The organism is Sulfitobacter sp. 15WGC (assembly GCF_005068605.1).
Taxonomy (GTDB): Bacteria; Pseudomonadota; Alphaproteobacteria; order Rhodobacterales; family Rhodobacteraceae; genus Sulfitobacter; species Sulfitobacter faviae.
On sequence record NZ_SZNL01000016.1, the window covers coordinates 1 to 25,713 of the forward strand.

The 25,713-nt window shown below is 60.6% G+C and carries 25 protein-coding genes and 1 pseudogene; 17 read left to right on the plus strand and 9 right to left on the minus strand.

The genetic code is table 11. The annotated features are described in order from the left end of the window. Positions 1–267: hypothetical protein (locus tag FCK22_RS13525; protein WP_136720490.1), on the minus strand; the 267-nt coding region annotated here is incomplete at its 3' end. A gap of 303 nt (positions 268–570) precedes the next feature. On the opposite strand from FCK22_RS13525, the gene FCK22_RS13530 reads away from it, so the two are divergent. The 5 genes from FCK22_RS13530 (at position 571) to FCK22_RS13555 (ending at position 7,121) form a co-directional block, all read left to right on the plus strand. Next, positions 571–801 (plus strand): hypothetical protein, encoded by a 231-nt coding sequence (locus FCK22_RS13530; RefSeq protein WP_136720491.1) that lies wholly within the window; start codon positions 571–573, stop codon positions 799–801. Positions 802–2,098: 1,297 nt separating this feature from the next. Beyond that, entirely contained in the window at positions 2,099–3,376 is a 1,278-nt protein-coding gene (locus FCK22_RS13545) for a site-specific integrase (RefSeq protein WP_136720494.1), read from the plus strand. A gap of 173 nt (positions 3,377–3,549) precedes the next feature. Next, a complete protein-coding gene (locus FCK22_RS19595) occupies positions 3,550–3,852 on the plus strand; it encodes a hypothetical protein (protein WP_349237604.1) in 303 nt (100 codons plus the stop codon). After that, positions 3,797–4,711 (plus strand): RsmB/NOP family class I SAM-dependent RNA methyltransferase, encoded by a 915-nt coding sequence (locus FCK22_RS13550; RefSeq protein WP_349237605.1) that lies wholly within the window; start codon positions 3,797–3,799, stop codon positions 4,709–4,711. Before FCK22_RS19595 ends, FCK22_RS13550 begins: the two co-directional genes overlap by 56 nt. A 175-nt stretch (positions 4,712–4,886) precedes the next feature. After that, positions 4,887–7,121 (plus strand): ATP-binding protein, encoded by a 2,235-nt coding sequence (locus FCK22_RS13555; RefSeq protein WP_231886286.1) that lies wholly within the window; start codon positions 4,887–4,889, stop codon positions 7,119–7,121. A gap of 18 nt (positions 7,122–7,139) precedes the next feature. On the opposite strand, the gene FCK22_RS13560 is transcribed toward FCK22_RS13555, so the two are convergent. Then, on the minus strand, positions 7,140–7,733 hold the full coding sequence (locus FCK22_RS13560; protein WP_067261793.1) for a gamma-glutamyl kinase: 594 nt from the start codon (positions 7,731–7,733) through the stop codon (positions 7,140–7,142). Positions 7,734–7,936: 203 nt separating this feature from the next. Here FCK22_RS13560 and recA point away from each other — a divergent pair, with 203 nt between their 5' ends. The 4 genes from recA (at position 7,937) to FCK22_RS13580 (ending at position 12,904) form a co-directional block, all read left to right on the plus strand. Then, complete coding sequence (gene recA, locus FCK22_RS13565) at positions 7,937–9,007, plus strand: recombinase RecA (protein WP_067261794.1); 1,071 nt, start codon at positions 7,937–7,939, stop codon at positions 9,005–9,007. Between the two features lie 135 nt (positions 9,008–9,142). Further along, on the plus strand, positions 9,143–11,800 hold the full coding sequence (gene alaS / locus FCK22_RS13570) for an alanine--tRNA ligase (RefSeq protein ID WP_067261796.1): 2,658 nt from the start codon (positions 9,143–9,145) through the stop codon (positions 11,798–11,800). A gap of 5 nt (positions 11,801–11,805) precedes the next feature. Next, positions 11,806–12,093, plus strand: a complete 288-nt coding sequence (locus FCK22_RS13575) for a DUF1330 domain-containing protein (RefSeq protein WP_067261798.1) — start codon at positions 11,806–11,808, stop codon at positions 12,091–12,093. Between the two features lie 85 nt (positions 12,094–12,178). Next, positions 12,179–12,904 (plus strand): phosphatase PAP2 family protein, encoded by a 726-nt coding sequence (locus FCK22_RS13580; RefSeq protein WP_067261800.1) that lies wholly within the window; start codon positions 12,179–12,181, stop codon positions 12,902–12,904. Between the two features lie 83 nt (positions 12,905–12,987). Here the strand turns inward: FCK22_RS13580 and typA are convergent, their stop codons facing one another. From typA to FCK22_RS13595, 3 genes are all read right to left on the minus strand, one after another. Then, positions 12,988–14,805: a translational GTPase TypA gene (gene typA, locus FCK22_RS13585; protein WP_136720495.1), complete on the minus strand. Its 1,818-nt coding sequence runs from the start codon at positions 14,803–14,805 to the stop codon at positions 12,988–12,990. Between the two features lie 146 nt (positions 14,806–14,951). Continuing rightward, positions 14,952–15,281 carry an SMR family transporter gene (locus tag FCK22_RS13590; protein WP_067262978.1) on the minus strand — a complete coding sequence of 110 codons (330 nt, stop codon included), beginning with the start codon at positions 15,279–15,281 and terminating at the stop codon, positions 14,952–14,954. A gap of 11 nt (positions 15,282–15,292) precedes the next feature. After that, positions 15,293–15,751 (minus strand): Lrp/AsnC family transcriptional regulator, encoded by a 459-nt coding sequence (locus FCK22_RS13595; RefSeq protein WP_067262976.1) that lies wholly within the window; start codon positions 15,749–15,751, stop codon positions 15,293–15,295. 114 nt (positions 15,752–15,865) lie between these two features. Here FCK22_RS13595 and FCK22_RS13600 point away from each other — a divergent pair, with 114 nt between their 5' ends. Continuing rightward, a complete protein-coding gene (locus FCK22_RS13600; protein WP_067262973.1) occupies positions 15,866–16,072 on the plus strand; it encodes a DUF6356 family protein in 207 nt (68 codons plus the stop codon). Positions 16,073–16,386: 314 nt separating this feature from the next. Here FCK22_RS13600 and FCK22_RS13605 read toward each other — a convergent pair whose 3' ends face one another. From FCK22_RS13605 to FCK22_RS13620, 4 genes are all read right to left on the minus strand, one after another. Continuing rightward, the gene (locus FCK22_RS13605; RefSeq protein WP_067262970.1) at positions 16,387–17,601 is read right to left on the minus strand and encodes an NADP-dependent isocitrate dehydrogenase; all 1,215 of its coding nucleotides are present in this window, start codon (positions 17,599–17,601) and stop codon (positions 16,387–16,389) included. Positions 17,602–17,697: 96 nt separating this feature from the next. After that, positions 17,698–18,282, minus strand: a complete 585-nt coding sequence (locus FCK22_RS13610; RefSeq protein WP_067262968.1) for an HD domain-containing protein — start codon at positions 18,280–18,282, stop codon at positions 17,698–17,700. Next, complete coding sequence (locus tag FCK22_RS13615; RefSeq protein WP_067262964.1) at positions 18,279–18,515, minus strand: hypothetical protein; 237 nt, start codon at positions 18,513–18,515, stop codon at positions 18,279–18,281. The genes FCK22_RS13610 and FCK22_RS13615 overlap by 4 nt, the downstream gene beginning before the upstream one ends. Further along, positions 18,515–19,168: an alpha/beta hydrolase gene (locus FCK22_RS13620; RefSeq protein ID WP_067262961.1), complete on the minus strand. Its 654-nt coding sequence runs from the start codon at positions 19,166–19,168 to the stop codon at positions 18,515–18,517. The genes FCK22_RS13615 and FCK22_RS13620 overlap by 1 nt, the downstream gene beginning before the upstream one ends. 177 nt (positions 19,169–19,345) lie before the next feature. Here FCK22_RS13620 and FCK22_RS13625 point away from each other — a divergent pair, with 177 nt between their 5' ends. From FCK22_RS13625 to FCK22_RS18960, 7 genes and pseudogenes are all read left to right on the plus strand, one after another. Then, positions 19,346–19,807 carry an Rrf2 family transcriptional regulator gene (locus tag FCK22_RS13625; RefSeq protein ID WP_067262959.1) on the plus strand — a complete coding sequence of 154 codons (462 nt, stop codon included), beginning with the start codon at positions 19,346–19,348 and terminating at the stop codon, positions 19,805–19,807. Between the two features lie 113 nt (positions 19,808–19,920). Next, positions 19,921–21,021: an aminotransferase class V-fold PLP-dependent enzyme gene (locus tag FCK22_RS13630; RefSeq protein ID WP_067262956.1), complete on the plus strand. Its 1,101-nt coding sequence runs from the start codon at positions 19,921–19,923 to the stop codon at positions 21,019–21,021. A 36-nt stretch (positions 21,022–21,057) separates the two neighbouring features. Then, a complete protein-coding gene (gene sufB, locus FCK22_RS13635; RefSeq protein WP_067262981.1) occupies positions 21,058–22,581 on the plus strand; it encodes a Fe-S cluster assembly protein SufB in 1,524 nt (507 codons plus the stop codon). Next, the gene (locus tag FCK22_RS13640) at positions 22,581–23,387 is read left to right on the plus strand and encodes a polysaccharide pyruvyl transferase family protein (RefSeq protein WP_067262953.1); all 807 of its coding nucleotides are present in this window, start codon (positions 22,581–22,583) and stop codon (positions 23,385–23,387) included. The genes sufB and FCK22_RS13640 overlap by 1 nt, the downstream gene beginning before the upstream one ends. A gap of 83 nt (positions 23,388–23,470) precedes the next feature. Continuing rightward, the gene (sufC, locus tag FCK22_RS13645) at positions 23,471–24,226 is read left to right on the plus strand and encodes a Fe-S cluster assembly ATPase SufC (protein WP_067262950.1); all 756 of its coding nucleotides are present in this window, start codon (positions 23,471–23,473) and stop codon (positions 24,224–24,226) included. Continuing rightward, the gene (gene sufD / locus FCK22_RS13650; protein WP_067262947.1) at positions 24,226–25,506 is read left to right on the plus strand and encodes a Fe-S cluster assembly protein SufD; all 1,281 of its coding nucleotides are present in this window, start codon (positions 24,226–24,228) and stop codon (positions 25,504–25,506) included. Before sufC ends, sufD begins: the two co-directional genes overlap by 1 nt. Beyond that, positions 25,506–25,713, plus strand: a pseudogene (locus FCK22_RS18960) (YIP1 family protein); the annotation flags it as partial. The gene sufD and the pseudogene FCK22_RS18960, both read left to right, overlap by 1 nt.

The following is a 25,713-nucleotide window of genomic DNA, read 5'->3' on the forward strand; positions in this document are numbered from 1 at the left end:
TAAACAATCGATCTTCTGCCCGGAGAAGCTGTCGGCGGACAACTTTCCGCACAAAATGTCACCGATCGGCTGGTGCAACTCCTTATGAAGGTTGGCGCTATTATCAATTCGCCTGAAAGCGTCCGCGACATCGCGGGCTCCTACGACAGCTTCGTTTACCGAGAGCGAAAGGCAACTCGATTGGGTCACCGCCTCATCCTTCGGTGTTTCTCGCTTGGTGATTGTCTTCGGTGCAGCGCAGTGGCTGGCTTTGGGGACTTCGAACATATTGTTCTCCCTGTTATGCCTGGGCAGGATTGCCTCAGATCCAAGACGTGCCGTTCCTCCTTTCGGGCCCGTTATTGCCAAAACCCAGTGGCCTCCGGGTTGGTGTTAATAAGGGCAGCTTGTTCTCCTGCTGCTCTCAGCGAGAGGAGCAGCAGAAGAACAAGATCGACCTTTCTCATAACAAGCGTTGTCACATCCGCTCGAGCCCGTGACGCAGTGCGTGGAGCTTTGCGGGTCCTCGAGACGGGCTGATTTCTTCTTTCGCCTCTCCAAGATGTAGTGCTTAGCTGTGCGGCCATTGCCTTGACCACAGACGACATTGGGCTTGCCCTTATCGAAGGGGCGGAAACAGGGGAAGAGGACGTGACGTTTCTACTTTGCGTGTCCAATTGCAGCATGAACGAAAACCAGTTGGAGATCATCAAGGATGCCTGCGCGAACTCTTACGCTCCAGCGAGCGTCGCCAATGCCATGGGCTGTATTGCTGAAGGGAAAGGACTGGTCGCGACTGCCGAAGTTCTGCCAGGTTACTGACGAACTGGCAGAGGACTGTTTGGTATGCCTTGTGCGGTGTTGGCCCAGTCTTAGCCAGAGCTGCCGAACTTGAACAGAGCGCGACTCCGCTGCCTGACTTCTTGCTAAAGTCAACTTGAGCTGCTTCCCGTTCGGAGGGGAGCAAGCGGGCGCTTTGGGCGAAAGGTTTATAGCGTGGGACAGCCGCCTTGTCAGCCGTGATCGAAGAGCGGCCTGCAAGTCTCTTAGGATGATCCGCTCAGAATGCCGTCGATGGCGGAAGGGCACGTAGATGTCCGCCGCGGCCTCCCGTTCACTTAGACAGCATCAAGTTCGGCCCACTGATCCTGAAACTTTGCCGTCGCGGCGGCATATTTATTTTCAATCAAAGTGGCGAGATCCACGAGTAGGATGAACCTACGGGCTTTCTGGCTGCTTTCGTCCAAACTGAAGTATGGGATCCGGATCTCGTCTTCATCAATTGAGGAAATCATGAAGGCTGCGGTGCATCACCTTTCCTTGTTGCACACATTGGGTGACGGCGAAGTTTTCCTTTCTCGGATGGACCGCTGCCACGGCCTCCGCGACAGGTATGTCGAACGCGGTTTAGCAGTTTAGATTGGCGCTGCCGATAAGAAGCCCGCGGTGCCTAAGAAGACTGCTTAGGAGAATGGAACTGCGGCGATCATGGAGTTTTGAAAGGCGGTTTGCCCCGTTCGAGGCGAAGGCTGATACGATACGGTGCTGTTCCAGAGAAGACTATAATTTCGCCTTCCTTTGCTTCAGATGTCGCGAAGAAACGCCGAGCCCAACCTCTGGCGCGGAAGATCGACTTCGTCCGGTCGATGTCCATCTTAGCGGATTCGGGCCCGCCCCGATCGATTTCCAGTTGACGCGGTGCAGCCTCCGCCTTGTTGGATTCCCCGATTACCTCTCGAGGGAATGCATGTATGAAGGCTGACAACCCACAGTTACAATCAAACCAATTCTGACTTTTTCGCTTCGGTCTGACCTCCTGTCCATGAATGAAGTCATGACAGAACCCGAAGCCGCCCAATACCTGAGGCTGAGCACGAAAACGCTGCAGCGTCGTCGTCGCGATGGCCAGATTGCATACATTCGAGACGGAGGTATTCGTTACTTGATGTCGGATTTGCAGGCTTACCTTGGAGTTCGTCGGACAGCGGCTACGACATCCCCGCCGACGCCGAAGAATTCGAAGTATCGAACAGCTATGAAGCGTGACCATGACGTGGTCGACTTGCTCTTTGGGTGATGGCGGTGCTATCCGGTGAGAAAGTCACGGGATAACTGATGCATGAAAACAATCGAAAAGATCGGGCGGTTCACCATAGCTGAGAACCGGCGCGCACTCTACCTGAGATGGTGGGATTCTCACGCTAAGAAAACTCAAACGAAATGCCTGCATGCGGCGACTCTGGAACAGGCAAGAACGCTCGCAAAGGAGCGCATGAAGGTCGTCTTGGATCGCACCGAGACTATTCGACCTGACAGCGGCGATGATCCGACGTTCGGTGAAATTTGGCTTGGCTTTGAGCAGGACAAGCGGAAGCAGCTTGCAGCCGAACGCTTTCGTCTCTTGGAAAATCGGAGGGAGCTATACTTTAAACCGCATCTTTGGAACGTCAGAATGTCCAAGATGGGTCCTGCTCTTCGGGCGCTGGTAAAGGGCATGGAAGAGGGTCGGGTTCGCCCCGAAAATGCCAAGTCGAAGCTAAAGACCCTTACACCTGACGGCAAGCCCAGGCTACATCCCAATACTATTGCTGACATTATCGGCAGCGCAGTAGAGGCCTGCGCACTCGCGAAAAGCGACAGTCTAACGACTCACAATCCGCCCAAGATCCCTTTCATCGCAGGGGTCACAGCGCCGGAAGATCGAGATCCGAAAGGCAGATACATCAGCTTCGAGGAACTGGGCCTACTGATCGACGCTTGCAAGCGTCCACACGTTCTCGATCTTCTTCTTCTCGACATCGGCTGCGGTGGTCGGATCGGCGCGGTGGCAGACATGACGGGGGCGAAGGTTCGCCTTGATCTTGGTGTTATTGATCTTCTTGGGGAAGGATTTGTCGAAACAAATCGGCGAAAGAAAACTCCAATTATACCGGTTACTGGTCCTATGGAGCGTATTTTGAGCAGGCTCGTTGCGGCAAATCGAGACGGTTTCCTTATTCATGAAACCGGCGGCCCAATCTCAGCAGGCGCTCGCAATTTTACGCAAATTATTCAGAGATTGGTGGCGCGAGCGCATTCGGCCAGAACGCCTGACCAGGTCAAGCGGAAGGTGCTGGAACCAACCGAACAAGGGAATGTAAACTGGTATTCGATTAGGCGCACATTTGCCGATTGGCTCGACGAGAGGGTGAGTGATGCGGCAATCAGCGCAGTTATGGGGCATTTTGAGATTTCCTCTCGGACCAGGCGTCAACTTTTCGAGGCCGGGAGCCCTACCACCGACCTCTACAAACGCCGCAAATTGGGGCCGGTCCTTGAAGTTGCGGCCGTTCTCGATGGGGAATGGTGGCCTTCCATTCAGCCATTCACAACTGTAGACCTGCGAAGAGAGACTTGAAGGCTGAAGCGAGCTGATGCATGATGTTGGTTAAGGTTTTGATATATAAAGATTTATATGAGTTAGATAACCGCGTGCATGACGTGCAGATCACGCGCGAAAGCCCGAATTACCGTATCGGTTAACCCATAAAGCAACGGCCCGCGGGCCGTACTTTCCAAAAGGAAGATGTCATGACCCCCGGCGCGCGCGTATCCGCTGCGATAGAAGTTCTGGACGCAATTGCCGGGGGGCTGGCCGCCGAACAGGCACTGACCCGATGGGCACGTCAGAGCCGTTTCGCGGGCTCCAAAGACCGTGCCGCCGTGCGCGATCATGTGTTCGACGTGCTGCGCCAGAAACGCAGCGCGGCACATTACGGCAGGGGGGAGACGAGCCGCGCGCTGATGATCGGTGTGCTGCACGGGCAGGGGGGCGACCTTGACGCGCTCTTCTCAGGGGGGGGGCCATGCGCCCGCGCCGCTGTCCGAGGTTGAACGGGCTTTCCCGCCAATGCCCGAGGATCGCGCAACGCGGCTGAACCTGCTCGATTGGCTGCTCCCCCTTTTCGATACGGCGCTTGGGGAGAATGCGGATGCCGCGGCCCTCGCGCTTCAAGAGCGCGGGCCGATCTGCCTGCGGGTCAACACGGCGCGGATCGCGGTGCCCGCCGCGCAAGAACTGCTGGCCGAAGAGGGTGTCCAAACCCGCGCAAACCCGCTTGCCGAAGCCGCGCTGACCGTGATCGAAGGCGCGCGCCGCATCCGAAATTCCGCCGCCTTCGCCGATGGTTATGTCGAACTGCAAGATGCTTCGAGCCAAGCCGTTGTCGCCGCGCTGCCGCAGGGGGGCCGGGTGCTCGACTACTGCGCCGGGGGTGGCGGCAAGGCCTTGGCCTTGGCCATGGACCCCCTGCGCGAGATCACGGCCCACGACATCGACCCCCGCAGGATGAGCGACCTTCCTCTCCGCGCCGATCGCGCGGGCGTCGCGATTTCCCTGGTCAATACCGAAGAGGCCGCAGCCGGCGCGCCCTATGACAGCGTTCTCTGCGATGCGCCCTGTTCCGGCTCCGGCGCATGGCGCCGCGCGGCAGAGGGAAAATGGACCCTGACCCCCGAACGTTTGACTGAACTGACGGCCATTCAGGATCAAATTCTGGATACGGCGGCAGGGCTTACCGCCCGTGACGGTGTCTTGGCTTACGCCACTTGTTCCCTGTTTCGAGAGGAGAACGAGGCGCGGGTCGAAGCCTTTCTCGCCCGCAACCCAGAATGGAAAGTCGCCCGCATGGATCGCTATGACGTGACCCCCGATGGCGACGGGTTCTTTTCAACACAGTTGACGCGCGAGTAAATTTACTCATAATCAACCAATGCGTGCAAACCGATTTCGGTTAAAGCCTGCTTAACCTCTGTCGCACGTAATAGTCGTATGATTCGGTTGTTAGGGGATGTGCGTGCAGCAGGGCGTTGGGCATTCAGGGATTGGGCGGCAGGCGAAGCTCGGGCGGCTTTGGCTGCTCGTGGTGATGGCCATTGCCGGCGGCGCGCTTGCGCTGCGCAGCACCGATGCGACGTTACAGCTTGCCCTCGCCGCCTCGGCGGCCACACTGGGTTTGATTTCATTTGGTTACATCACCATCCATCTGCGGGATAGGGCGCTGCATCGCGCCAGTGCCAGTGGAGTCGCGGACTTCATCGCAAAAGATGCCACACCAAGTTTCATCGCCACCTCTGATCGACAAGTCCTCTATCGCAACGAGGCGGCTCAGAAGCAGTTCGGCAAGGGCGGCGAAGAAACCCTCGCGCAGGCGCTGCACAGGCATTTTGCCAATCCCGTGGGCCTTCTTTACCGCCTACAATCACGCGCTGCCGCCAACGGCAACGCGCGGGAAGAGGTGATCACCCGGTCCGGCCCCATACGCCTATCGGTGCACCATCTGTCAGCCGACCGCCTGCTTTGGCGGGTTGAAAGCATTGGCCCCCGTGAGGGCCCCCGCAGTGCGCAAGAAAGCATGGCCTTACCAATGGTCATGCTGGGCCGGGGTGGGGCGATCCTTTTCATGAATGAAGCGGCGCGCCTGCTTGTTGGGGAACGGGTGAAGTCACTCGACCGATTGTTTAATTCCCTACCACTAACCCCCGGAACCGTGACCGAAATCGCCACCGCGGAAGGAAACCGGCAGGTACTGGTGGCCGAGGTTGAAGCCGGCGCGAACCGCCGCGCGCTCTATCTTCTGCCGCCGCCCGAAGGGGCGGCCTCTCCCAATGAATTAGGCTGGGAAACGTTTCAAGACCTCCCCGTGCCGATGATCAAACTGCGCCCCGACGGAACGGTACTGGCCTTCAACCGTATGGCGGGGAAATTGCTTGGCGTATCGCTGCGGCGCGACACCCATCTTTCGCATCTGATGGAGGGTCTCGGTCGCTCGATCTCGGATTGGCTGCAAGACAGTCTGGCGGGGCGGCTGGTTCAGAAGTCCGAATTTCTCAGGCTCACCCGAACGGATCAGGAGGTCTTCGTTCAGGTCTCGCTCAACCGCATATCCGAAGGCGGGGAGGCGGCCCTCATCGCGGTGCTCCAGGACGCGACCGAACTCAAATCGCTTGAGGCACAATTCGTGCAGAGCCAGAAAATGCAAGCCATCGGGCAGTTGGCCGGGGGCGTCGCGCATGACTTCAACAACCTTTTGACGGCGATTTCCGGGCATTGTGACCTCCTCTTACTGCGGCATGATCAGGGAGACCCGGATTTCAGCGATCTGGTCCAGATCAACCAAAACGCCAATCGGGCGGCCGCGCTTGTGGGGCAACTCCTCGCCTTTTCGCGCAAGCAGACTCTCCGGCCCGAGACACTCGACATGCGTGATACCCTTGCCGATCTCACGCATTTGCTGAACCGTCTGGTGGGCGAAAAAGTAACGCTTACCCTCAGTCATGACCCCGTTCTCGCCCCGATCCGCGCGGATAAACGCCAGTTGGAGCAGGTTTTGATGAACCTCGTCGTCAACGCCCGCGATGCCATGCCCGCCGGGGGCGAAATCCGTATCGTGACAGAGGTGACGACCCTCGACCAACCGCTTGAAAGAGATCGGGTCAGCGTTCCAGCGGGGCGCTACGTCACGGTGCAGGTGCATGACGATGGCACGGGCATTCCGAAGGATAAGCTGCAAAAGGTCTTCGAGCCGTTTTTCACCACCAAGCGAACCGGCGAGGGCACCGGCCTGGGCCTCTCTACTGCCTACGGAATCGTCAAACAAACGGGCGGATTTATCTTTATCGACAGTGAGTTGGGCAGGGGCACATGTTTCACCCTCTACTTTCCCGTACTGGAGGGCCAGCCCACTGCGGTCGCGAAAAAGCCCCCGGCATCGCTGGATCAAAGCCCGCTTCAGCGGTCCGACGGGGTGATCTTACTGGTGGAGGATGAAGCACCCGTGCGGGCTTTCGCAAGCCGCGCATTACGGCTCCGCGGCTACACGGTGCTCGAAGCCGAATCCGCCGAAGCCGCGTTGAAGATGCTCGAAGATAAGGAGCTGGACATCGATGTGTTCGTGACGGACGTCGTTATGCCCGGCATGGACGGTCCGAGCTGGGTGCGCCAGGCGCTCAAACAACGCCCGGATGTGCGGGTTGTTTTCGTCTCGGGCTATGCGGAGGATAACTTCGGTCAGGAACAGTCGAAAATTCCGAATTCTGTCTTCCTGCCCAAACCCTTCTCTCTCACCGACCTGACCACAACGGTCCACAATCAGCTGCATTGAGCATCACGCGGGGCAGGGTTATGTAATCGACTCGTAGAGTTCAAACTCCGCCGCGAACTTACGGCGAAAGCGCTTTTCCACGTTTGGGGATAGCGTCAGCTCCATTTTGGGAGAGACATTCTCTTGCCCAAGGGTCAGCATCACGTCGAGCCGCTCTTCCAAAAAGCGACGAAGCCGCGTCTGATCTTCATAGCGGAAATGGTGAGTGATCCCGGTGCCGTTCGGTTGGGTCTCCATGAACTTCAACTGGCTCCCCACATCGGCGAACCCCGGCTTGTCGCCCTTCATATAGGCGAGAACGAATTCGTCGAAAGTGATCCCGAAAGTGTTGTTCGGCTTATCCTTCATGAAGGGGCGCTGCCGATAGCGATACCAACTGCCCAGCCAAGAGATCGGTTCGCGCATCACTGCCATCAGCTCAAGCTCGGCATCGCAAACCTTTAAAAACATTGGTCGAATAAAGCGGTTATAGCGATAGACCGGCGCATGTTTCAGCATGGGCGGATCGGAAATCACCATATCCGCCCGCGGCGCCAGTGCTTTCTCATAGGCGGTGGTTCCTGTTTTCGGGACCGACAGAAAAGCCAGCCGTTCTTTGAAAAAAACAATCAATTGCGTCTTTCCTCGGGCCGCACACGGACCCATGTCATTTGGGTAAACCATTTCTTTACCATTCCCGCCAAAACATAAAGGACAAACAAAGTCATTGAAATGTTCCTCATTTACCCTCATATGGAACATTAGAAGAACATAAGCGACGCAGCGCGCAGGCGATTGCCGCCGGGGCGCCACTGTGACACTAAGGAATGAACCTAATGGCAACGGCAGATCTTTTGACGATGGACAGCAAGAAAACCGCAGAAAAGCAAAAGGCGCTCGACAGCGCGCTGGCCCAGATCGAACGTCAGTTCGGCAAAGGGTCGATCATGAAACTGGGGGCCGAAGGGGCGATCCAGGATATCAAAGCTAGCTCCACAGGCTCGCTCGGCCTTGATATTGCGCTTGGTATCGGTGGCTTGCCGATGGGGCGTATCATTGAGATTTATGGCCCGGAATCTTCGGGTAAGACAACGCTGACGCTGCATTGCGTGGCAGAGCAGCAGAAGGCCGGGGGCGTATGCGCCTTTGTCGACGCGGAACATGCCCTTGATCCGCAATATGCGAAAAAGCTTGGCGTGGACATTGACGAGCTGTTGATTTCCCAGCCCGACACGGGTGAACAGGCGCTGGAAATCACCGATACACTGGTACGTTCTGGCGCGGTCAATATGGTGATCGTCGATTCCGTCGCGGCCCTGACGCCGAAATCCGAGCTTGAAGGTGAGATGGGCGACAGCAATGTCGGTGTGCAGGCCCGTTTGATGAGCCAGGCGATGCGTAAGCTGACCGGTTCGATCAGCCGGTCCAATTGTATGGTGATCTTCATCAACCAAATCCGGATGAAGATCGGCGTAATGTTCGGCTCTCCTGAGACCACTACGGGCGGCAACGCGCTGAAGTTTTATTCCTCCGTCCGTCTCGACATCCGTCGGATCGGCGCCCTGAAGGACCGGGACGAGGTTGTTGGCAACGCAACGAAGGTCAAGATCGTCAAGAACAAGGTGGCGCCGCCTTTCAAACAGGTCGAATTCGACATCATGTATGGTGAAGGCATCTCCAAAATGGGGGAGTTGCTGGACCTAGGGGTGAAAGCCGGTGTGGTGGATAAATCCGGCTCATGGTTCAGCTACGGGGATGAGCGGATTGGGCAGGGGCGTGAGAACGCCAAGAACTTCCTGAAACAGAACACTGCCATGGCATCGGAGATCGAAGATAAGATCCGCGCCGCTCATGGGTTGGACTTCGAAGGCTCCGGCGGTGACGACGCGGATATTCTTGAAGCTTGAACCTGCTTTGACAATTTGAATTTACGAAGGGGCGTGGCCAAAGGCTGCGCCCCTTTTTCATGAGCGGGAACGGTGGACAGCGCCGGGGCTGAGGGGTATTTGGGACCGATCAAATCTGCCCCGGAAGGCCTCGCCATGAAGACGCTGAATGAAATTCGCTCAACTTTTCTGAATTATTTCGATGCGCAGGGGCATCAGATCGTGCCCTCCAGCCCGCTGGTGCCGCGCAACGACCCGACATTGATGTTCACTGCGGCCGGTATGGTTCAGTTCAAGAACCTTTTCACCGGGGTCGAGACGCGCGATTACAGCCGTGCCACCTCGGCGCAGAAATGTGTGCGGGCGGGCGGCAAGCACAATGATCTCGACAATGTCGGCTATACCGCGCGGCATCACACGTTTTTCGAGATGCTCGGCAACTTCAGCTTTGGGGATTACTTCAAGGCCGAAGCGATCCCCTTTGCTTGGGACCTGCTGACCAAGGAGTTCGGCATCGACCCGAACCGCCTTTTGGTCACAGTGTACCATACCGATGAAGAAGCGGTTAAAATCTGGAAGGCCCATACCGGCCTGCCGGACGAGCGCATCATTCGCATCGCGACGGATGATAACTTCTGGTCTGCTGGTCCCACCGGCCCCTGCGGGCCTTGCACTGAGATTTTCTACGATCACGGCGATCACATTTGGGGCGGCCCTCCGGGATCGCCCGAGGAAGACGGTGACCGTTTCGTCGAGATCTGGAACCTCGTTTTCATGCAATACGAGCAGTTCGAAGACGGCACGCGCCAGCCGCTGCCCAACCAGTCGATCGATACCGGGATGGGGATCGAACGGGTGGCCGCGTTGTTGCAGGGCACGAATGACAACTATGCCACCGACCTCATGCGCAACCTGATTGAGGCCAGCGCCCATGCCTCTTCGACCGATCCAGACGGGCCGGGCAAGACCCATCACCGGGTGATCGCAGATCACCTGCGGTCGACCTCCTTTCTGATTGCCGATGGGGTGATGCCCTCCAACGAGGGCCGCGGATACGTGCTGCGCCGGATCATGCGGCGCGCCATGCGCCATGCGCATCTGCTCGGCGTTAAGGATCCCTTAATGCATCAACTGGTACCATCCTTGGTGCAGCAGATGGGCGCGGCTTACCCTGAGTTGGGGCAGGCGCAGTCGCTTATCCGTGAGACCCTATTGTTGGAGGAAACCCGTTTCCGCCAAACGTTGGATCGCGGTTTGAAGCTGCTGGATGATGAGTTGAGCGGTTTGCCGGAGGGGGCAACCCTGCCGGGGGAGGCGGCGTTTAAACTTTATGATACATATGGCTTCCCGCTTGATCTGACGCAGGATGCGCTGCGCGAGAAGGGCCGTGCTGTCGATACCGAGGGGTTCGACACGGCGATGGCGGCGCAGAAGGCCAAGGCCCGTGCGGCTTGGGCCGGATCGGGCGAAGCTGCGGATGCTACCGTTTGGTTCGATGTGGCCGACAAAAGCGGCGTGACCGAGTTTTTGGGCTATGACACTGAAAGCGCCGAGGGGCAGATCGTCGCTTTGGTGCAGGGCAGTGATCAGGTCGAAGCCGCCGCAGTAGGCAGCGATGTGCAGGTCGCGCTGAACCAGACTCCGTTTTACGCGGAAAGCGGCGGGCAGGTCGGCGACACCGGCGTGATCCGGACGCAGACCGGTATCGTGAACGTGACCGATACGCGGAAATCGGCGGGCGTTTTCGTGCATTTCGGCCATGTGGTCGAAGGCGAGGTGAAACCGGGTCAGAGTGCCGTTCTTGAGGTGGATCGTTTGCGGCGCAGTGCCATCCGCGCCAACCACTCGGCCACGCACCTGTTGCACGAGGCCCTGCGCAACGCGCTTGGGGATCATGTCTCGCAGCGCGGTTCGTTGAATGCGCATGATCGTCTGCGGTTTGACTTCTCCCATGCCAAAGGGTTGACGCAGGACGAGTTGAGCCAGGTCGAGCGTGAGGTGAATGATTACATTCGCCAGAACACGCCGGTTGAGACGCGGATCATGACGCCGGACGATGCGCGCGCCATGGGGGCGCAGGCGCTCTTTGGTGAGAAATATGGCGACGAGGTGCGTGTCGTCTCGATGGGTCAGTTGGAAGGGTCCGGCAAGGGCAGCGACAAATCGACCTATTCGCTGGAGCTTTGCGGCGGCACTCATGTGCGGCAGACGGGGGATATCGGCGCCTTCGTCCTTTTGGGTGACAGTGCAAGCAGCGCGGGCGTCCGCCGGATCGAAGCGTTGACCGGGACCGAGGCTTTGGCATGGCTGCGCGAACAGGAAGCGGCGCTGAGCCGGGTCGCGGCGGAGTTGAAAACCTCGGCCAGCGATGTCCCGGACCGGGTGCGTGCATTGCTGGACGAGCGCCGCAGCTTGTCTAACGAAGTGGCGCAGCTGCGTCGTGAATTGGCGATGTCGGGCGGCGGCGCGGCTGCGCCCGAGGCGCGCGAGGTGAACGGCGTGAAATTCGTAGGCCAAGTGCTGAGCGGTATCACGGGCAAAGACCTGCCGGGTCTGGTGGATGAGCATAAGGCCAAGCTCGGCTCGGGCGCGGTATTGTTGATCGCCGACACCGGCGGCAAGGCCGCGGTCGCAGGCGGTGTGACGAAGGATTTGACAGATCGTCTCTCGGCGGTCGACATGGTGAAAGCGGCGGTGGCCGAACTGGGCGGTAAGGGCGGCGGTGGCCGTCCCGACATGGCGCAGGGCGGCGGCGCTTCGGCGGAGAATGCCGAGGCGGCGATTGCCGCGGCTGAGAACATCTTGAAAGGATAAGGCCCATGGGCGCACTTTGGATTGCACATGTCACCGTCACCGATGAGGAGGCGTATAAGAAATACGCCGCCGGCGCCACCGAGGCCATTGCGGCACATGGCGGTAAGTTCATCGCCCGCGGCGGGCGGTTCGTTCAGCTTGAGGGTAAAGAGCGGCCGCGCAACGTGGTGGCGCGTTTCCCCGATGTCGAAACGGCCGAAAAATGTTACCATTCCGATGCTTATCAGGCGGCGTTGAGCCATGCGCGCGGAGCCTCCGAGCGCGAATTGATGATCGTCGAAACTGAGGAATAATCCTAGAACTCCCCGCCTGAACGACAGGCGGGGCGTCTTGCATTGCCGGGGCGGAACCTTCTAACGGGAAGGCGGTTGATCCCTCATGAACTTCGACCGACTATCCGCTTTCGCCCAATGGTGCCGCCGCCATGTGGAGGTGACGACACTGGCCCTGATGGGGCTGTCGATCACAGCCGTTTGGACCTTGGCCGAACTGACTGAAGAGGTCGTCGAAGGCAGCACCAGCAGCCTTGACCGTGACATCCTGTTGTTCTTGCGCACGCCCGGCGACCTTTCCGATCCCATCGGCCCGTGGTGGGTGGAGGAAATTGGCCGCGATCTGACAGCCCTCGGCGGGGTCGCGGTGCTGGTACTGACGACCGTCGTCGTCTCGCTCTTTTTCCTGCTGCAACGGCGGTGGTCGACCGCGCTTTACATCCTCGCCACCGTTGGCGGGGGCATCGTGCTGAGCAGCATCGCCAAGGAGTTTTTCGACCGTCCGCGCCCTGACCTCGTGCCGCATGGGTCACTCGTGCATACGGCGAGCTTCCCCTCGGGGCATTCGATGATGGCGGCGGTGGCCTATCTCACCCTCGGCGCGATGGTGGCGCGGGCGCAGAAACGCTGGGCGCTCAAGGTCTATACGCTGGCGGTTGCCGTCCTGCTTACGCTGCTCGTTGGGATCAGCCGGGTCTATATGGGGGTACATTGGCCAACGGATGTGGCGGCGGGCTGGCTTGGCGGCGGGGCCTGGGCCATCCTTTGCCTGATTGCGGCGCTGAGTTTGGCGAGGCGTGGGCATATCGATCGCGAGGAAAGCGATACGTAACGCCGCGAGGCCTCCGAGGCGCGGATATTAAAACGGCAGCGCATCGTGAAATGCGCTGCCGTTTTGTTTTGATTTGCCGTAGCTTAGCTGGCTTTTGCCATCCGTTTGCGCTCATGCGGGTCGAGGTAGCGCTTGCGCAGGCGCACAGCGTTCGGGGTCACTTCGACCAGCTCGTCGTCATCAATATAGGCAATCGCCTCTTCAAGGCTCAGCGTCATCGGCGGGGTCAGGCGCACTGCGTCATCGGTGCCCGAGGCGCGCACGTTGGTCAGCTTTTTGCCCTTTAGCGGGTTCACTTCCAGATCGTTGTCGCGGCTGTGCTCGCCGATAATCATGCCGGTATAGACGTCCGCCTGCGCGCCGATCATCATCTTGCCGCGCTCTTCGAGGTTCCACAGCGCGTAGGCGACCGAGGTGCCGTTCTCCATCGAGATCAGCACGCCCGCGCGACGGCCCGGGATCGGACCCTTGTGCGGTGCCCAGCCGTGGAAGACGCGGTTCAACACGCCGGTGCCGCGGGTGTCGGTCAGGAATTCACCGTGATAGCCGATGAGCCCGCGCGAGGGGACATGGGCGATGATCCGGGTCTTGCCGGCGCCGGCGGGTTTCATCTCGACCAGCTCGCCCTTGCGGGTGCCGGTGATTTTTTCGATCACCGCGCCGGAGTATTCGTCATCCACGTCGATGGTGGCTTCTTCGATCGGTTCATGGCGCACGCCGTCGATCTCTTGGAACAGCACCTGCGGGCGAGAGATCGACAGCTCGAACCCCTCGCGGCGCATGTTCTCGATCAACACGCCCATCTGCAATTCGCCGCGGCCCGCGACTTCGAAAGCCTCACCGCCCGGCGTATCGGAGATTTTGATCGCCACGTTGCTCTCCGCTTCTTTCAGCAGACGCTCGCGGATCACGCGGGATTGCACCTTTTTGCCGTCGCGGCCCGCGAGCGGGCTGTCGTTGATGCCAAAGGTCACAGTGATGGTGGGCGGGTCGATCGGCTGCGCCGGGATCGCTTCGTTCACCGAAGGATCGGCCAGCGTGTCAGCCACGGTGGCCTTGGCCATGCCCGCGATGGAGACGATGTCCCCCGCTTCGGCCACGTCGATGGCGGTCTGCTCCAGCCCGCGGAAGGCGAGGATTTTGGTGGCGCGGAAGGTCTCGATCTGGGTGCCGTCGCGCGACATCGCCTTGACGGTTTGGCCCGCTTTCAAGGTGCCGGTTTCGACCCGACCGGTCAACAGGCGGCCTAGGAACGGGTCGCCGCCGAGCGTGGTGGCCAGCATGGTGAAGGGCTTGTCGGCGTTTTCGATCTGCTTCGGCGCGGGGACGTGATCAAGGATCAGGTCGAACAGCGCGGAGAGGTCTTTGCGCGGCCCGTCAAGTTCGGCATCCGCCCAGCCGGAGCGGCCCGAGGCATACATATGCGGGAATTCGAGCTGTTCGTCGGTGGCGTCGAGGCTGGCGAAAAGGTCGAAACATTCGTCCAGCGCCCGGTCAGGCTCGGCATCCGGCTTGTCGACTTTGTTCAGCACGACGATCGGGCGCAGGCCCAGCTTCAGCGCCTTAGAGGTCACGAATTTGGTCTGCGGCATCGGGCCTTCGGCTGCGTCCACCAAAAGCACCACGCCATCGACCATCGACAGGATGCGCTCAACCTCGCCGCCGAAGTCGGCGTGGCCCGGCGTGTCGACGATGTTGATGCGGGTATTGTTCCACACGACCGAGGTCGGCTTGGCGAAGATGGTGATGCCGCGCTCCCGCTCCAGATCGTTGCTGTCCATGGCGCGTTCGGTGGTCGCCTGGTTTTCACGATAGGTGCCGGATTGTTTTAGAAGCTCGTCCACCAGCGTCGTCTTGCCGTGGTCGACGTGGGCGATGATTGCGATGTTGCGCAGGTCCATTAAGTCAGCCTTTGGATAGGGGAGGGACGCGCCAACCTGAAGCTGCGCGTATAATTGCGCCGCCCATACCGCGCCCCGGCTACAATTGCTAGCCCTAATGCCGTGACGCCCCCCTTACTGCGCGAAGCTGTGCCACTGGTGCAGCCTTAATGGGTGGCGCTGTTCGAAAAGAGGTGGATAACCAGAATGCCGCTGATGATCAGCACAAGCCCCAGAACCGCGGGCAGGTCAAGCCGCTGACCGAAGAGGACGAAGCCGATAATCGCGATCAGCACGATGCCCAGACCGGCCCAAAAGGCATAGACGATCCCAACCGGCATGACCTTCAGCGCCAGCGACATGCAGTAGAAAGAGATCATGTAAAAGACCACTACCGCCACCGAAGGCCAGAGCCGGGTGAATTGATGCGAGGCCTGCACCGCGGTCGTGCCAAGAGTTTCCGCCACCACGGCGATGATGAGCCACAGGTAATGCATCTCGGTCTTCCTCAGAGCGGGAGTTCGGTGGTTTCCTTGATCTCCTCCATCACGAAACTGGCCGAAACATCCGATAGCGGCACACGGCGGATCAGGTCCTGATAGAGGCGATCATATCCCGCCATATCCCGAACGCGCGCCCGGATCAAATAGTCCAGATCACCGGTCATCCGGTAGACGCCGAGGATCTCGGGCATGGCTTTCGTGGCGCGGGAGAACTTCTCAAGCCAGTCGCGCGCATGGGCGTTGGTGCGGACTTGGATAAAGACGCTGAGACCGAGGTCGAGTTTCGCCGCGTCCAAGAGCGTGACGCGGTTCTTGATCACGCCGGCCTTTTCCAGCGCCCGGATGCGGCGCCAGCAGGCATTGCGCGACAGGTGGACCGCCGCGCCAAGCGCCTCAAGGGATTGGCTAGCGTCGCGTTGCAGTTCGACCAATATGCGGCGGTCTATGTCATCAAGTGTTATCATGGCGGTAGTTTGGTGGGAAATAATCTCACGCACAAGCGGTTGTCGGGAGAGTTTTGAGACAACATCACAAGCAGGATCGCTTAGGGTGGAGAAAGGCAGAGACAGGAGTTTCCCATGATCGCACGCATCTTCCTCGACCATCCCGCCAAGGTGGATGAGACGTTTCTGGAGCATATGGCTTTCGCGCTGAAGTTTTCGGGGCTGCTGTTCGCGGCGGCTGGCGCGGCGCTGGTGCATGCGCTGATCCCGTGCCTGTTCGAGAAGACGGCGAGTGGGATCATCGCGAAGCTTTACGCGCGGACGCATAACCGGGGGCAGTGAGGGCCAGCGCGGCTCCAGTTTCGCAATGAGGGCCAGCGCCTGCCCGCGGGTGGGCGATCTTACGTCGCCTCGTGCCACTTTATGGCTCAGCAATGTTGTGCGTTCCGCGAGTTCACGCCCAGCGTAACCAAATCGCCTACCCGGTCGCACCGAAGGTGCGCCCCCTTTAAAGTGGCACGCCTCCGGCGTGACGGGCGGGCAGGCGATGGCCCGGCGCCTACGGCTTGATTCCGGGCCCGGGTGACAGGCGTGAGCGAAAAATAGAAAAGGGCCGCATCGCTGCGGCCCTCGGTCGTCCCAAGCTCTCGACAGGCTCAGCCCGCCAGCGCCTTGTTCAGGTTCTCGTCCACCTTCTCCAAGAACCCCATGGTCGTCAGCCAACCCTGATCCGGCCCCACCAGCAGGGCAAGGTCCTTTGTCATGAAGCCTGATTCCACCGTATCCACCACGACCTTCTCCAGCGTCTCGGCGAAGTTGATCAGCGCGGTGTTCCCGTCCAGCTTGCCCCGGTGCTTCAACCCGCCGGTCCAAGCGTAGATCGAGGCGATGGAGTTGGTCGATGTCTCCTCGCCCTTCTGGTGCTGGCGGTAATGGCGCGTGACGGTGCCATGGGCGGCCTCGGCCTCCACGATCTTGCCGTCCGGTGTCATCAGTTGCGAGGTCATCAGCCCCAGTGAGCCAAAGCCCTGCGCCACGGTGTCCGACTGCACGTCGCCGTCGTAGTTCTTGCAGGCCCAGACATAGCCGCCCGACCATTTCATCGCCGAGGCAACCATGTCGTCGATCAGGCGGTGCTCGTACCAGATGTTCTTCTTCTTGAAGTCCTCGGCGAATTCCGCGTCGAAGATCTCTTGGAACAGGTCTTTGAAGCGCCCGTCATAGGCTTTCAGGATCGTGTTCTTGGTCGAGAGATAGACCGGCCAGCCACGGTTCAGACCGTAGTTGAAGGACGCGCGCGCAAAATCGCGGATCGAATCGTCGAGGTTGTACATCGCCATGGTGACACCGGCGGAGGGCGCGTCGAAGACCTCCTTCTCAATGGTCTCACCGTCATCGCCGACGAATTTGATGGTCAGCTTGCCCTTGCCGGGGAAGCGGAAGTCGGTGGCGCGGTACTGGTCGCCGAAGGCATGGCGGCCGACGACGATCGGCTGCGTCCAGCCCGGCACAAGGCGCGGCACGTTGCGGCAGATGATCGGCTCGCGGAAGATCACGCCGCCGAGGATGTTGCGGATGGTGCCGTTGGGGCTGCGGTACATGCGCTTGAGGCCGAACTCCTCGACCCGCGCCTCGTCGGGCGTGATGGTAGCACATTTCACACCGACGCCATGTTCGCGGATCGCATGGGCCGCATCGACGGTGATCTGGTCGTCAGTCTCGTCCCGCACTTCGATGCCGAGGTCATAATACTTCAGGTCAACGTCAAGATAGGGCGTGATTAACTTCTTCTTAATGAAATCCCAGATGATCCGGGTCATCTCATCGCCGTCGAGTTCGACGATGGGGTTTTCTACCTTGATCTTCGACATGACGAATTCCTCTGTTTAAGGGTGCGTTTGGCCGTGCTTTAGCCTATTCGGGGCCAAAGAGAAAGATCGTATACAATGGTATGCCGAAGGCTGCGGTTAGGCGTCGACCCCGGCGAAAAAGTTGCTGATGCGGGCGCGGGCATAGGACCAAAGGGCAGGGGCACCGATGGCGATCTTGCGGCCCACCTTCTCTTCGATTTGCGCTTCCGAGACGTTATAGTCAGTCCAACTGCCGCCGCCGGAGGCGAGGTTCTGCATCGGCGGCTGGAACCGGTCGAGCGATTTGGCAAAACGGGCCGTCGGGCTTTCGGCGGCCTCGAACTCTTCCCAGATGCTGCGCAAATCGTCCCGCAGATCGTCCGGCAAGAGGCCAAAGATGCGGTCGGCGGCGATTTGTTCCTGTGCTTCCATCTCGGCGGCGTCATAGTCGCCAAAGATTGGATTGTCGCCCGCGTCAATCTCGACAAGATCGTGCAGGATCAGCATCTTGATGACGCGGTTGATGTCGACCTCTGGCCCTGCCTGATCGGCCAGCACCAACGCATATAGCGTCAGATGCCACGAATGTTCGGCAGAATTTTCCGCACGGCTGGCATCGCATAGGGTGGTGCCGCGCAGCACGGTTTTCAGCTTGTCGGCCTCGTTCAGAAAGGCGATCTGCTTGTCCAGCCGCACCGTCATGCGCCGCCCTTGCCGCGATGGTCGCGCAGCTTGCGCGCCAGAAAGGAGCGGGCCTTGTCATTCGCCATCCGGGTGCGAACGGCGGTGAGAAAGGCTTCTTCCAGTGTTTGCGACGAGGCGCCCAGCACCTCGCCGACTTCCATGAACAAGCGGTCTTCGCCTGTCTCGGCCTGTACGGCGAGACATTCCTCGGCCAATTTATTGGCCAGTTGGGTGACGACCGCGTCCGCCATCAGCGTGTGGATTCCGTCAGGCGGCGTTTGACATAGTCGCTGGTCGAGGTGATCAGCGTGTCCATATGCGGCTCTTCAAAGAAGTGCCCGGCGCCTTCGATCTCCTGATGGGTGATCGTGATGCCCTTTTGCTCGTGCAGCTTGCTGACGAGGTTTGTGGTATCGGCGGGCGGCGCCACGCGGTCGGCGGTGCCGTTGATGACCAGACCCGAGGCCGGGCAGGGCGCAAGGAAGGAAAAGTCGTACATATTCGCAGGCGGAGAGACCGAGATGAAGCCCGTGATCTCAGGCCGACGCATCAGCAGCTGCATCCCGATCCATGCGCCAAAGGAGAAACCCGCAACCCAGCAGTGCTTGGAATTGTTGTTCATCGATTGCAGATAATCGAGCGCCGAGGCCGCATCAGACAATTCGCCGATGCCCTGATCGTATTCGCCCTGGCTGCGGCCCACGCCACGGAAGTTGAAGCGCAACACGGTGAAACCCATGTTGTAGAACGCATAGTGCAGGTTATAGACGACCTTGTGATTCATCGTCCCGCCGAACTGCGGATGCGGATGCAGCACGATGGCAATCGGGGCGTCACGTTCTTTTTGGGGGTGGTAGCGGCCTTCAAGGCGGCCTTCGGGTCCGGGAAAAATAACCTCGGGCATGGGTATCCCTGTCTAGGGGTTCAAAGATCGCCGCGAATAGTTGACGAATTCGCTAGGCCACCTTAGAACGGTTCTAATCTGGTTCCGCGCAGTGTCGCGTGGATCAGTCTTTGGACTTAGGCATTTAAGCCGCCCACGTCAATCAAATGGCGCGGCGCGGCGGGTGAGGGTGAGACGATGAAGCTATCTACCAAAGGGCGCTACGCGATGGTCGCTTTGGCCGATATTGCCCTGCAACCCGAGGGCACCTTGGTGTCTCTGGGCGACATTGCCGAGCGGCAGTCGGTCTCTTTGCCCTATCTTGAACAGTTGTTCGTCAAGCTGCGCCGGGCCGAATTGGTGACCTCTGTCCGGGGCCCGGGCGGCGGGTATCGTTTGGCGCGTCCGGCGGCGGATATTCGCGTCGTCGATGTGCTAGCGGCAGTGGATGAGACGGTGGATGCGATGCACAAGGGGGCGGGCGCCTCGGGCGGTCTGTCGGGCAGCCGGGCGCAATCGCTGACCAACCGGCTCTGGCAGGGGCTGAGCGCGCATGTCTATGTATTCCTGCACCAGACGCGCCTTTCGGATGTGGTCGAGAATGAGCTTGCCCCTTGTCCGGCGGTGCCGACCCTTTTTGCCGTGGTGGATGAGTCGTGACGGTGGTTTTGGGCAACGGGGGCGCCTTGGCGGCTGTGGTCTGCGCGGGTGGTGATGTGGGATTTCGGGGGCGCTGCCCCCGGACCCCCGCGGTATTTGGAAAAGGATGAAGGATGCGGGTCTATCTTGACCATAACGCGACCACGCCGCTGCGGGCGGAGGCGCGCGCGGCGATGATCGCGGCGATGGACCTGCCCGGCAACCCGTCATCGGTCCATGCCGAGGGCCGTGCGGCCAAGGCTGTGGTCGAGCGGGCGCGGGCGCAGGTGGCGGGGCTTGTGGGCTGTGATCCGGTCGATGTGATTTTCACCTCCGGTGCGACAGAGGCGGCGGCGCTTGCGGCTGCGATGGGGGCGCGTGTGGTGACCTCAGCGGTGGAGCATGACGCGGTTCTGTCTTGGGGGCAGGCGGCGCGTTTGGGCGTCGACGCACAGGGTGTTTGGGACGGTGACCTGGCCGCCGCGGCGGGGGCCGATGTGGTGGCCCTACAGGCCGCGAACAGCGAGACGGGTGTGTTGCAGCAGACCATGCCTTTGGCGCAGCAGTGTTGGGCGATGGAAAACACGCCCTATGTGCTGGTCGATGCGGTCCAGGCGCTCGGCAAGACCCGGTTCAAAATGGCGACCTCGGGCGCGGATTTCATCCTTGTCTCGGCGCATAAGCTGGGCGGGCCCAAGGGGATCGGCGCGTTGATCGTCAAACGCGGCATTGATCTGGCCGAACATGCACTGCTGCGCGGCGGCGGGCAGGAGATGGGTCGCCGTTCGGGGACCGAGAATATCCCGGCCATTGCAGGGTTCGGCGCGGCGGCTGAGGCGGCGGCGGCCGATCTGGCTGCGGGGCGTTGGGAAGAGGTGGCAGAACAGCGTAATTTGCTGGAAGCGACCCTTGCGGATGTCGCAAGTCTGACTATTTTAGTAGGGAAAGGCGCTCAGCGCCTGCCCAACACCTCTTGTATCATCACGCCCGGCTGGAAGGGCGAGACCCAAGTGATGCAGATGGACCTTGCCGGTTTTGCCATTTCGGCAGGGTCGGCCTGTTCCAGCGGCAAGGTGCGCGCCAGTGCCGTATTGCGCGCCATGGGCTTTGATGAAACACAGGCCGCCAGCGCGATCCGGGTGTCGCTGGGCCTCGACACCACCCGGGAAGATATCCTGCGGTTCGCCACGAGCTGGACGGCCAAATTGAAAAAGCACGAAACGCGGGCCGCCTGAGCGCCGCCACGGAAAGGAACTGAAACCTTGGAAAATATGACCCTGAAAGAGAATGATGGCGTCAAGGAAGGCGTTGACCAGGAAACCGTGGATGCCGTGCGCGAAGTCGGCGGCAAGTACAAATACGGCTGGTCCACTGACATCGAGATGGAATACGCGCCCAAAGGGCTGACGCCGGAGATCGTGAAGCTGATCTCGGAGAAGAACGGCGAGCCTGAGTGGATGACCGAGTGGCGGCTTGAGGCTTACAACCGCTGGCTCAGCAAGGAAGAGCCGGATTGGGCGATGGTGGATTATCCTGAAATCGACTTTCAGGAGCAGTATTACTACGCCAGGCCCAAGAGCATGGCGCAGAAGCCCAAGTCGCTCGACGAGGTCGACCCGAAGCTGCTGGCGACCTATGAAAAGCTCGGCATCCCGCTGAAGGAGCAGATGATCCTTGCCGGTGTCGAGGGCGCCGAGGATGCGCCTGCCGAGGGCCGCAGGGTGGCGGTGGACGCGGTGTTCGATTCCGTCTCCGTCGGCACAACCTTCCAGGAAGAGCTGAAAAAGGCCGGCGTGATCTTCTGCTCGATCTCCGAGGCGATCCGCGAATATCCCGACCTGGTGAAGAAGTACCTCGGCTCGGTCGTGCCGGTGTCGGACAACTTCTACGCCACGCTGAACTCCGCGGTCTTCTCCGACGGGTCCTTCGTCTATGTCCCGCCGGGGGTGCGCTGCCCGATGGAGCTGTCGACCTATTTCCGCATCAACGCCGAGAACACCGGCCAGTTCGAGCGCACGCTGATCATCGCCGACAAGGGCTCCTACGTCAGCTACCTCGAAGGCTGCACCGCACCGCAGCGCGACGAGAGCCAGCTGCACGCCGCCGTGGTTGAGATCATCGTCGAGGAAGACGCGGAAGTGAAATATTCCACCGTGCAGAACTGGTATCCGGGCGACGAGGACGGCAAGGGCGGGATCTACAACTTCGTGACCAAGCGCGCCGATTGCCGCGGCGACCGCGCGAAGGTGATGTGGACGCAGGTCGAGACCGGCTCTGCCGTGACGTGGAAATACCCGTCCTGCATCCTGCGCGGCGACGACAGCCAGGGCGAGTTCTACTCCATCGCCATCGCCAATAACATGCAGCAGGCCGACACCGGCACCAAGATGGTGCACCTCGGCAAGCGCACCAAGTCGCGCATCGTGTCCAAGGGCATCTCGGCGGGCAAGGCACAGAACACCTACCGGGGCCTCGTCTCGATGCACCCCAAGGCCAAGGAATCGCGCAATTATACCCAGTGCGACAGCCTGTTGATCGGCTCGGAATGCGGGGCGCATACGGTGCCCTATATCGAGGTGAAGAACAACTCGAGCCGCGTTGAGCACGAGGCGACGACGTCGAAGGTGGACGACGACCAGATGTTCTATTGCCGCTCGCGCGGCATGGACGAGGAAGAGGCCGTGGCGCTGGTGGTGAACGGTTTCTGCAAGGACGTGCTGCAGGCGCTGCCGATGGAGTTCGCCATGGAAGCGCAGGCGCTCGTGGCGATCTCGCTGGAAGGCTCCGTCGGCTGATGAGCCTTGATGCGGCGCATACCCCCCTCCGCCTGCATTGGTGGAAGGCGCAGCCGAACTTCGGCGATGCGCTGAGCCCGCTGATTCTGAGCCATGTCTCGGGGCGGCGGGTGGAACATGCGTCGGTGGATGAGGCCGAGGTCTTCGGCCTTGGCTCGCTCATGCAGGTCGTGCGGCGGAACTACGAGACGCCGCGCGTCGGGGCCAGGCCGGTGATCTGGGGCAGCGGTCTGCTGCGCCCCGCCGGGGGCCGTGCGTTCCTGAAGAACATCGAGATCGCGCTGCTGCGCGGGCCGGTGACGGCGGCTCTATTGGGCATCGAGACAGACGTTTTCGGTGATCCGGGGCTCTTGGTGAACGAGGTTCTGCCCAGTGACGCACCACGCGGCGACAAGATCGGCATCGTGCCGCATCACACGCTGGCGGACGGTCCCGACTTGCTGGACCTCGTGGCCTCCGACAGCGCCTATGTGCTGATCGACCCGCGCGATCCGGTGGAGCAGGTTTGCGCCGGCATCGCCGCCTGTGCCCATGTCTTTGCCTCGTCGCTGCACGGGCTGATCACGGCGGATGCTTACGGCGTGGCCAACACTTGGGTGGCGCCCGAGGGGCAGGGGCGGCTGAAGTTTCACGACTACGCCGCCTCCGTGGGGCGCGACATGCGCGCGCCGATTGCCTTGGCCGATATTCCGGCGGCACCCAAATCCGACGCGCCGCTGAGCTACCAGGGCGGCATCACGGCCTGCCGCGCCGCGCTGAAAGACAGCTTTCCCGCCGCGCTCTGCGCCCGTCAGGGGGCGGCATGAACTTTAACACGCAGGGGCAAGCCCCTGAGACAACACTGAAATAGCATGAATTGCGGCGCAAGGCGCGCCAGAAGGAGACCGAAATGCTGAGCATCAAGAACCTGCAGGTGAAACTGGAAGAAGAGGACAAGCAGATCCTCAAGGGCGTCGATCTGGAAGTCGAGGCCGGCAAGGTGCACGCCATCATGGGGCCGAACGGCTCGGGCAAGTCCACGCTGAGCTACGTGCTCTCGGGCAAGGACGGCTACGAGGTCACCGAGGGCTCCGCCACGCTCGAAGGTGAAGACATCCTCGAACTGGAACCCGAAGAGCGCGCCGCGGCGGGCCTCTTCCTTGCCTTCCAGTACCCGGTGGAAATCCCCGGCGTCGGCAACATGACTTTCCTGCGTACGGCCGTGAACGCACAGCGCAAGGCGCGCGGCGAAGAGGAAATCTCGGCCGCCGACTTCCTCAAGGAAATCCGCGCCAAGGCGAAAGACCTGAAGATCGACGCCGAGATGCTGAAGCGGCCCGTGAACATGGGCTTCTCCGGCGGTGAGAAGAAGCGCAACGAAATCCTGCAGATGGCGATGCTCGAGCCCAAGATGTGCATCCTCGACGAGACCGACTCGGGCCTCGACGTTGACGCGATGAAACTGGTGGCCGAAGGCGTGAACGCCCTGCGCACCGAGGGCCGCGGTTTCCTCGTCATCACGCACTACCAGCGTCTTCTCGACCACATCAAACCGGACGTCGTGCACATCATGCATGATGGCCGCATCATCAAGACTGGTGGGCCTGAGCTGGCGCTCGAAGTCGAGAACAACGGTTACGCAGACATCCTTGCCGAGGTGGCATAATGGCCGAAGCACAACTGAAAGAAACCCCGACCGAGGCGATGATCGCAGCGCTCGACATGCCGCAGGGCGGCTGGAGCCAAGCGGCGCGCGAAGATGCGCTGGCGCGGGTTCGCACCATGGGCCTGCCGCAGCGCCGGGATGAATATTGGAAGTTCACCCGCCCCGACACGCTGACCCAGGCTGAGGCGCAGCCTGCCGCGATCTTCGATCACGGTGACGCGCCCTTGTTCGACGGCACCGAGCGTCTGCGCATCGTCTTTGTTGATGGCGTGTTCGACGCCGACGCCTCGGATGACCTCACGCTCGAAGGCGTCAGCATCGAACGGCTCGCCGCGGCGGACAGCGACCTGCATTGGGCACGCGACCTCTACGGCACGCTGGAAAAGAACGGCCAGACCCCGGTGCAGCGTCCGCTCGCGGCGCTCAACACCGCCTTCGCGACCGATGGCGTCTTGATCCATGTCTCCGGCACGCCGAGCAAGCCGATCAATCTGGTTTATCAACACAAATCAGAGACTTCCGACGCGATTTTGCACCATGTGGTAAAGCTCGACAAAGGTGCCGAAGTCACGCTTTTGGAGAACGGTCCCGCAGCTGCGCGCTTCAACACCGTGATGGAGGTCGAGGTGGCCGACACCGCGCGCTTCCACCATGTTCGCGCACAGGGCCGCGACCACGAGCGCCGTGCCGCGACCCATGTCTTCACCCGTTTGGGGACCGAGTCGCTGTTCAAGAGCTTTACCGTCACCGTGAACGGCGCGCTGACACGCAACGAATGCGTGATCGAGCTCACTGGCGACGATGCCTCGGCCCATGTGGCGGGCGCCTGCGTCGGCGATGGCGATTTCCACCATGACGACACGGTTTTCATCACCCATGATGCCGAGAATTGCGAAAGCCGTCAGGTCTTCAAGAAGGTGCTGCGCAACGGTGCCACCGGCGTGTTCCAGGGCAAGATCCTCGTAAAGGAAGGCGCGCAGAAGACCGATGGCTACCAGATCAGCCAGTCGCTTCTTCTGGACGGCGACAGCCAGTTCCTCGCCAAGCCCGAGCTTGAGATCTACGCCGATGACGTGGCCTGTTCGCATGGCTCGACCTCCGGCGCGATCGACGAGGAGGCACTGTTCTACCTCCGCGCCCGCGGTGTGTCCCATGCCGAGGCAACCGACCTGCTGACGCTGGCCTTCCTTGCCGAAGCGGTGGAGGAGATCGAGGCCGAGGAACTGCGCGAGGAAATCACCGGGCGTCTCAGCTCGTGGTTGGAGCGTCGTAGCGCCTGATGGCTGTCACCAGCGATATCGTTGCGACCTACCGCAGCCCCGGCAAAGTGATGTCGGGGCTGCTTGCGCAGGGACGCAACGAGGTGCGCGTGCTGATGTTCGCGCTGATGGCGGGGCTGCTGATCTTCGTGGCCCTGTCGCCGTATCAAGCCCGCGCGGCGCATCTCGATCCGGACGGGCCGCTCGCGGTGCGCCAGTATTGGAGCG

Excerpts from the sequence above, each read along its gene's own strand:
- sufC (WP_067262950.1), top strand. The coding sequence starts at position 23,471 with ATGCTGAGCATCAAGAACCTGCAGGTGAAACTGGAAGAAGAGGACAAG.
- FCK22_RS13590 (WP_067262978.1), bottom strand. The coding sequence starts at position 15,281 with ATGCATTACCTGTGGCTCATCATCGCCGTGGTGGCGGAAACTCTTGGC.
- typA (WP_136720495.1), bottom strand. The coding sequence starts at position 14,805 with ATGGACCTGCGCAACATCGCAATCATCGCCCACGTCGACCACGGCAAG.
- recA (WP_067261794.1), top strand. The coding sequence starts at position 7,937 with ATGGCAACGGCAGATCTTTTGACGATGGACAGCAAGAAAACCGCAGAA.
- FCK22_RS13640 (WP_067262953.1), top strand. The coding sequence starts at position 22,581 with ATGAGCCTTGATGCGGCGCATACCCCCCTCCGCCTGCATTGGTGGAAG.
- FCK22_RS13580 (WP_067261800.1), top strand. The coding sequence starts at position 12,179 with ATGAACTTCGACCGACTATCCGCTTTCGCCCAATGGTGCCGCCGCCAT.
- FCK22_RS13605 (WP_067262970.1), bottom strand. The coding sequence starts at position 17,601 with ATGTCGAAGATCAAGGTAGAAAACCCCATCGTCGAACTCGACGGCGAT.
- FCK22_RS13575 (WP_067261798.1), top strand. The coding sequence starts at position 11,806 with ATGGGCGCACTTTGGATTGCACATGTCACCGTCACCGATGAGGAGGCG.
- FCK22_RS13595 (WP_067262976.1), bottom strand. The coding sequence starts at position 15,751 with ATGATAACACTTGATGACATAGACCGCCGCATATTGGTCGAACTGCAA.
- FCK22_RS13615 (WP_067262964.1), bottom strand. The coding sequence starts at position 18,515 with ATGGCGGACGCGGTCGTCACCCAACTGGCCAATAAATTGGCCGAGGAA.
- FCK22_RS13610 (WP_067262968.1), bottom strand. The coding sequence starts at position 18,282 with ATGACGGTGCGGCTGGACAAGCAGATCGCCTTTCTGAACGAGGCCGAC.
- FCK22_RS13625 (WP_067262959.1), top strand. The coding sequence starts at position 19,346 with ATGAAGCTATCTACCAAAGGGCGCTACGCGATGGTCGCTTTGGCCGAT.
- FCK22_RS13630 (WP_067262956.1), top strand. The coding sequence starts at position 19,921 with ATGCGGGTCTATCTTGACCATAACGCGACCACGCCGCTGCGGGCGGAG.
- sufB (WP_067262981.1), top strand. The coding sequence starts at position 21,058 with ATGACCCTGAAAGAGAATGATGGCGTCAAGGAAGGCGTTGACCAGGAA.
- alaS (WP_067261796.1), top strand. The coding sequence starts at position 9,143 with ATGAAGACGCTGAATGAAATTCGCTCAACTTTTCTGAATTATTTCGAT.
- sufD (WP_067262947.1), top strand. The coding sequence starts at position 24,226 with ATGGCCGAAGCACAACTGAAAGAAACCCCGACCGAGGCGATGATCGCA.
- FCK22_RS13600 (WP_067262973.1), top strand. The coding sequence starts at position 15,866 with ATGATCGCACGCATCTTCCTCGACCATCCCGCCAAGGTGGATGAGACG.
- FCK22_RS13545 (WP_136720494.1), top strand. The coding sequence starts at position 2,099 with ATGAAAACAATCGAAAAGATCGGGCGGTTCACCATAGCTGAGAACCGG.
- FCK22_RS19595 (WP_349237604.1), top strand. The coding sequence starts at position 3,550 with ATGACCCCCGGCGCGCGCGTATCCGCTGCGATAGAAGTTCTGGACGCA.
- FCK22_RS13620 (WP_067262961.1), bottom strand. The coding sequence starts at position 19,168 with ATGCCCGAGGTTATTTTTCCCGGACCCGAAGGCCGCCTTGAAGGCCGC.
- FCK22_RS13555 (WP_231886286.1), top strand. The coding sequence starts at position 4,887 with ATGGCCATTGCCGGCGGCGCGCTTGCGCTGCGCAGCACCGATGCGACG.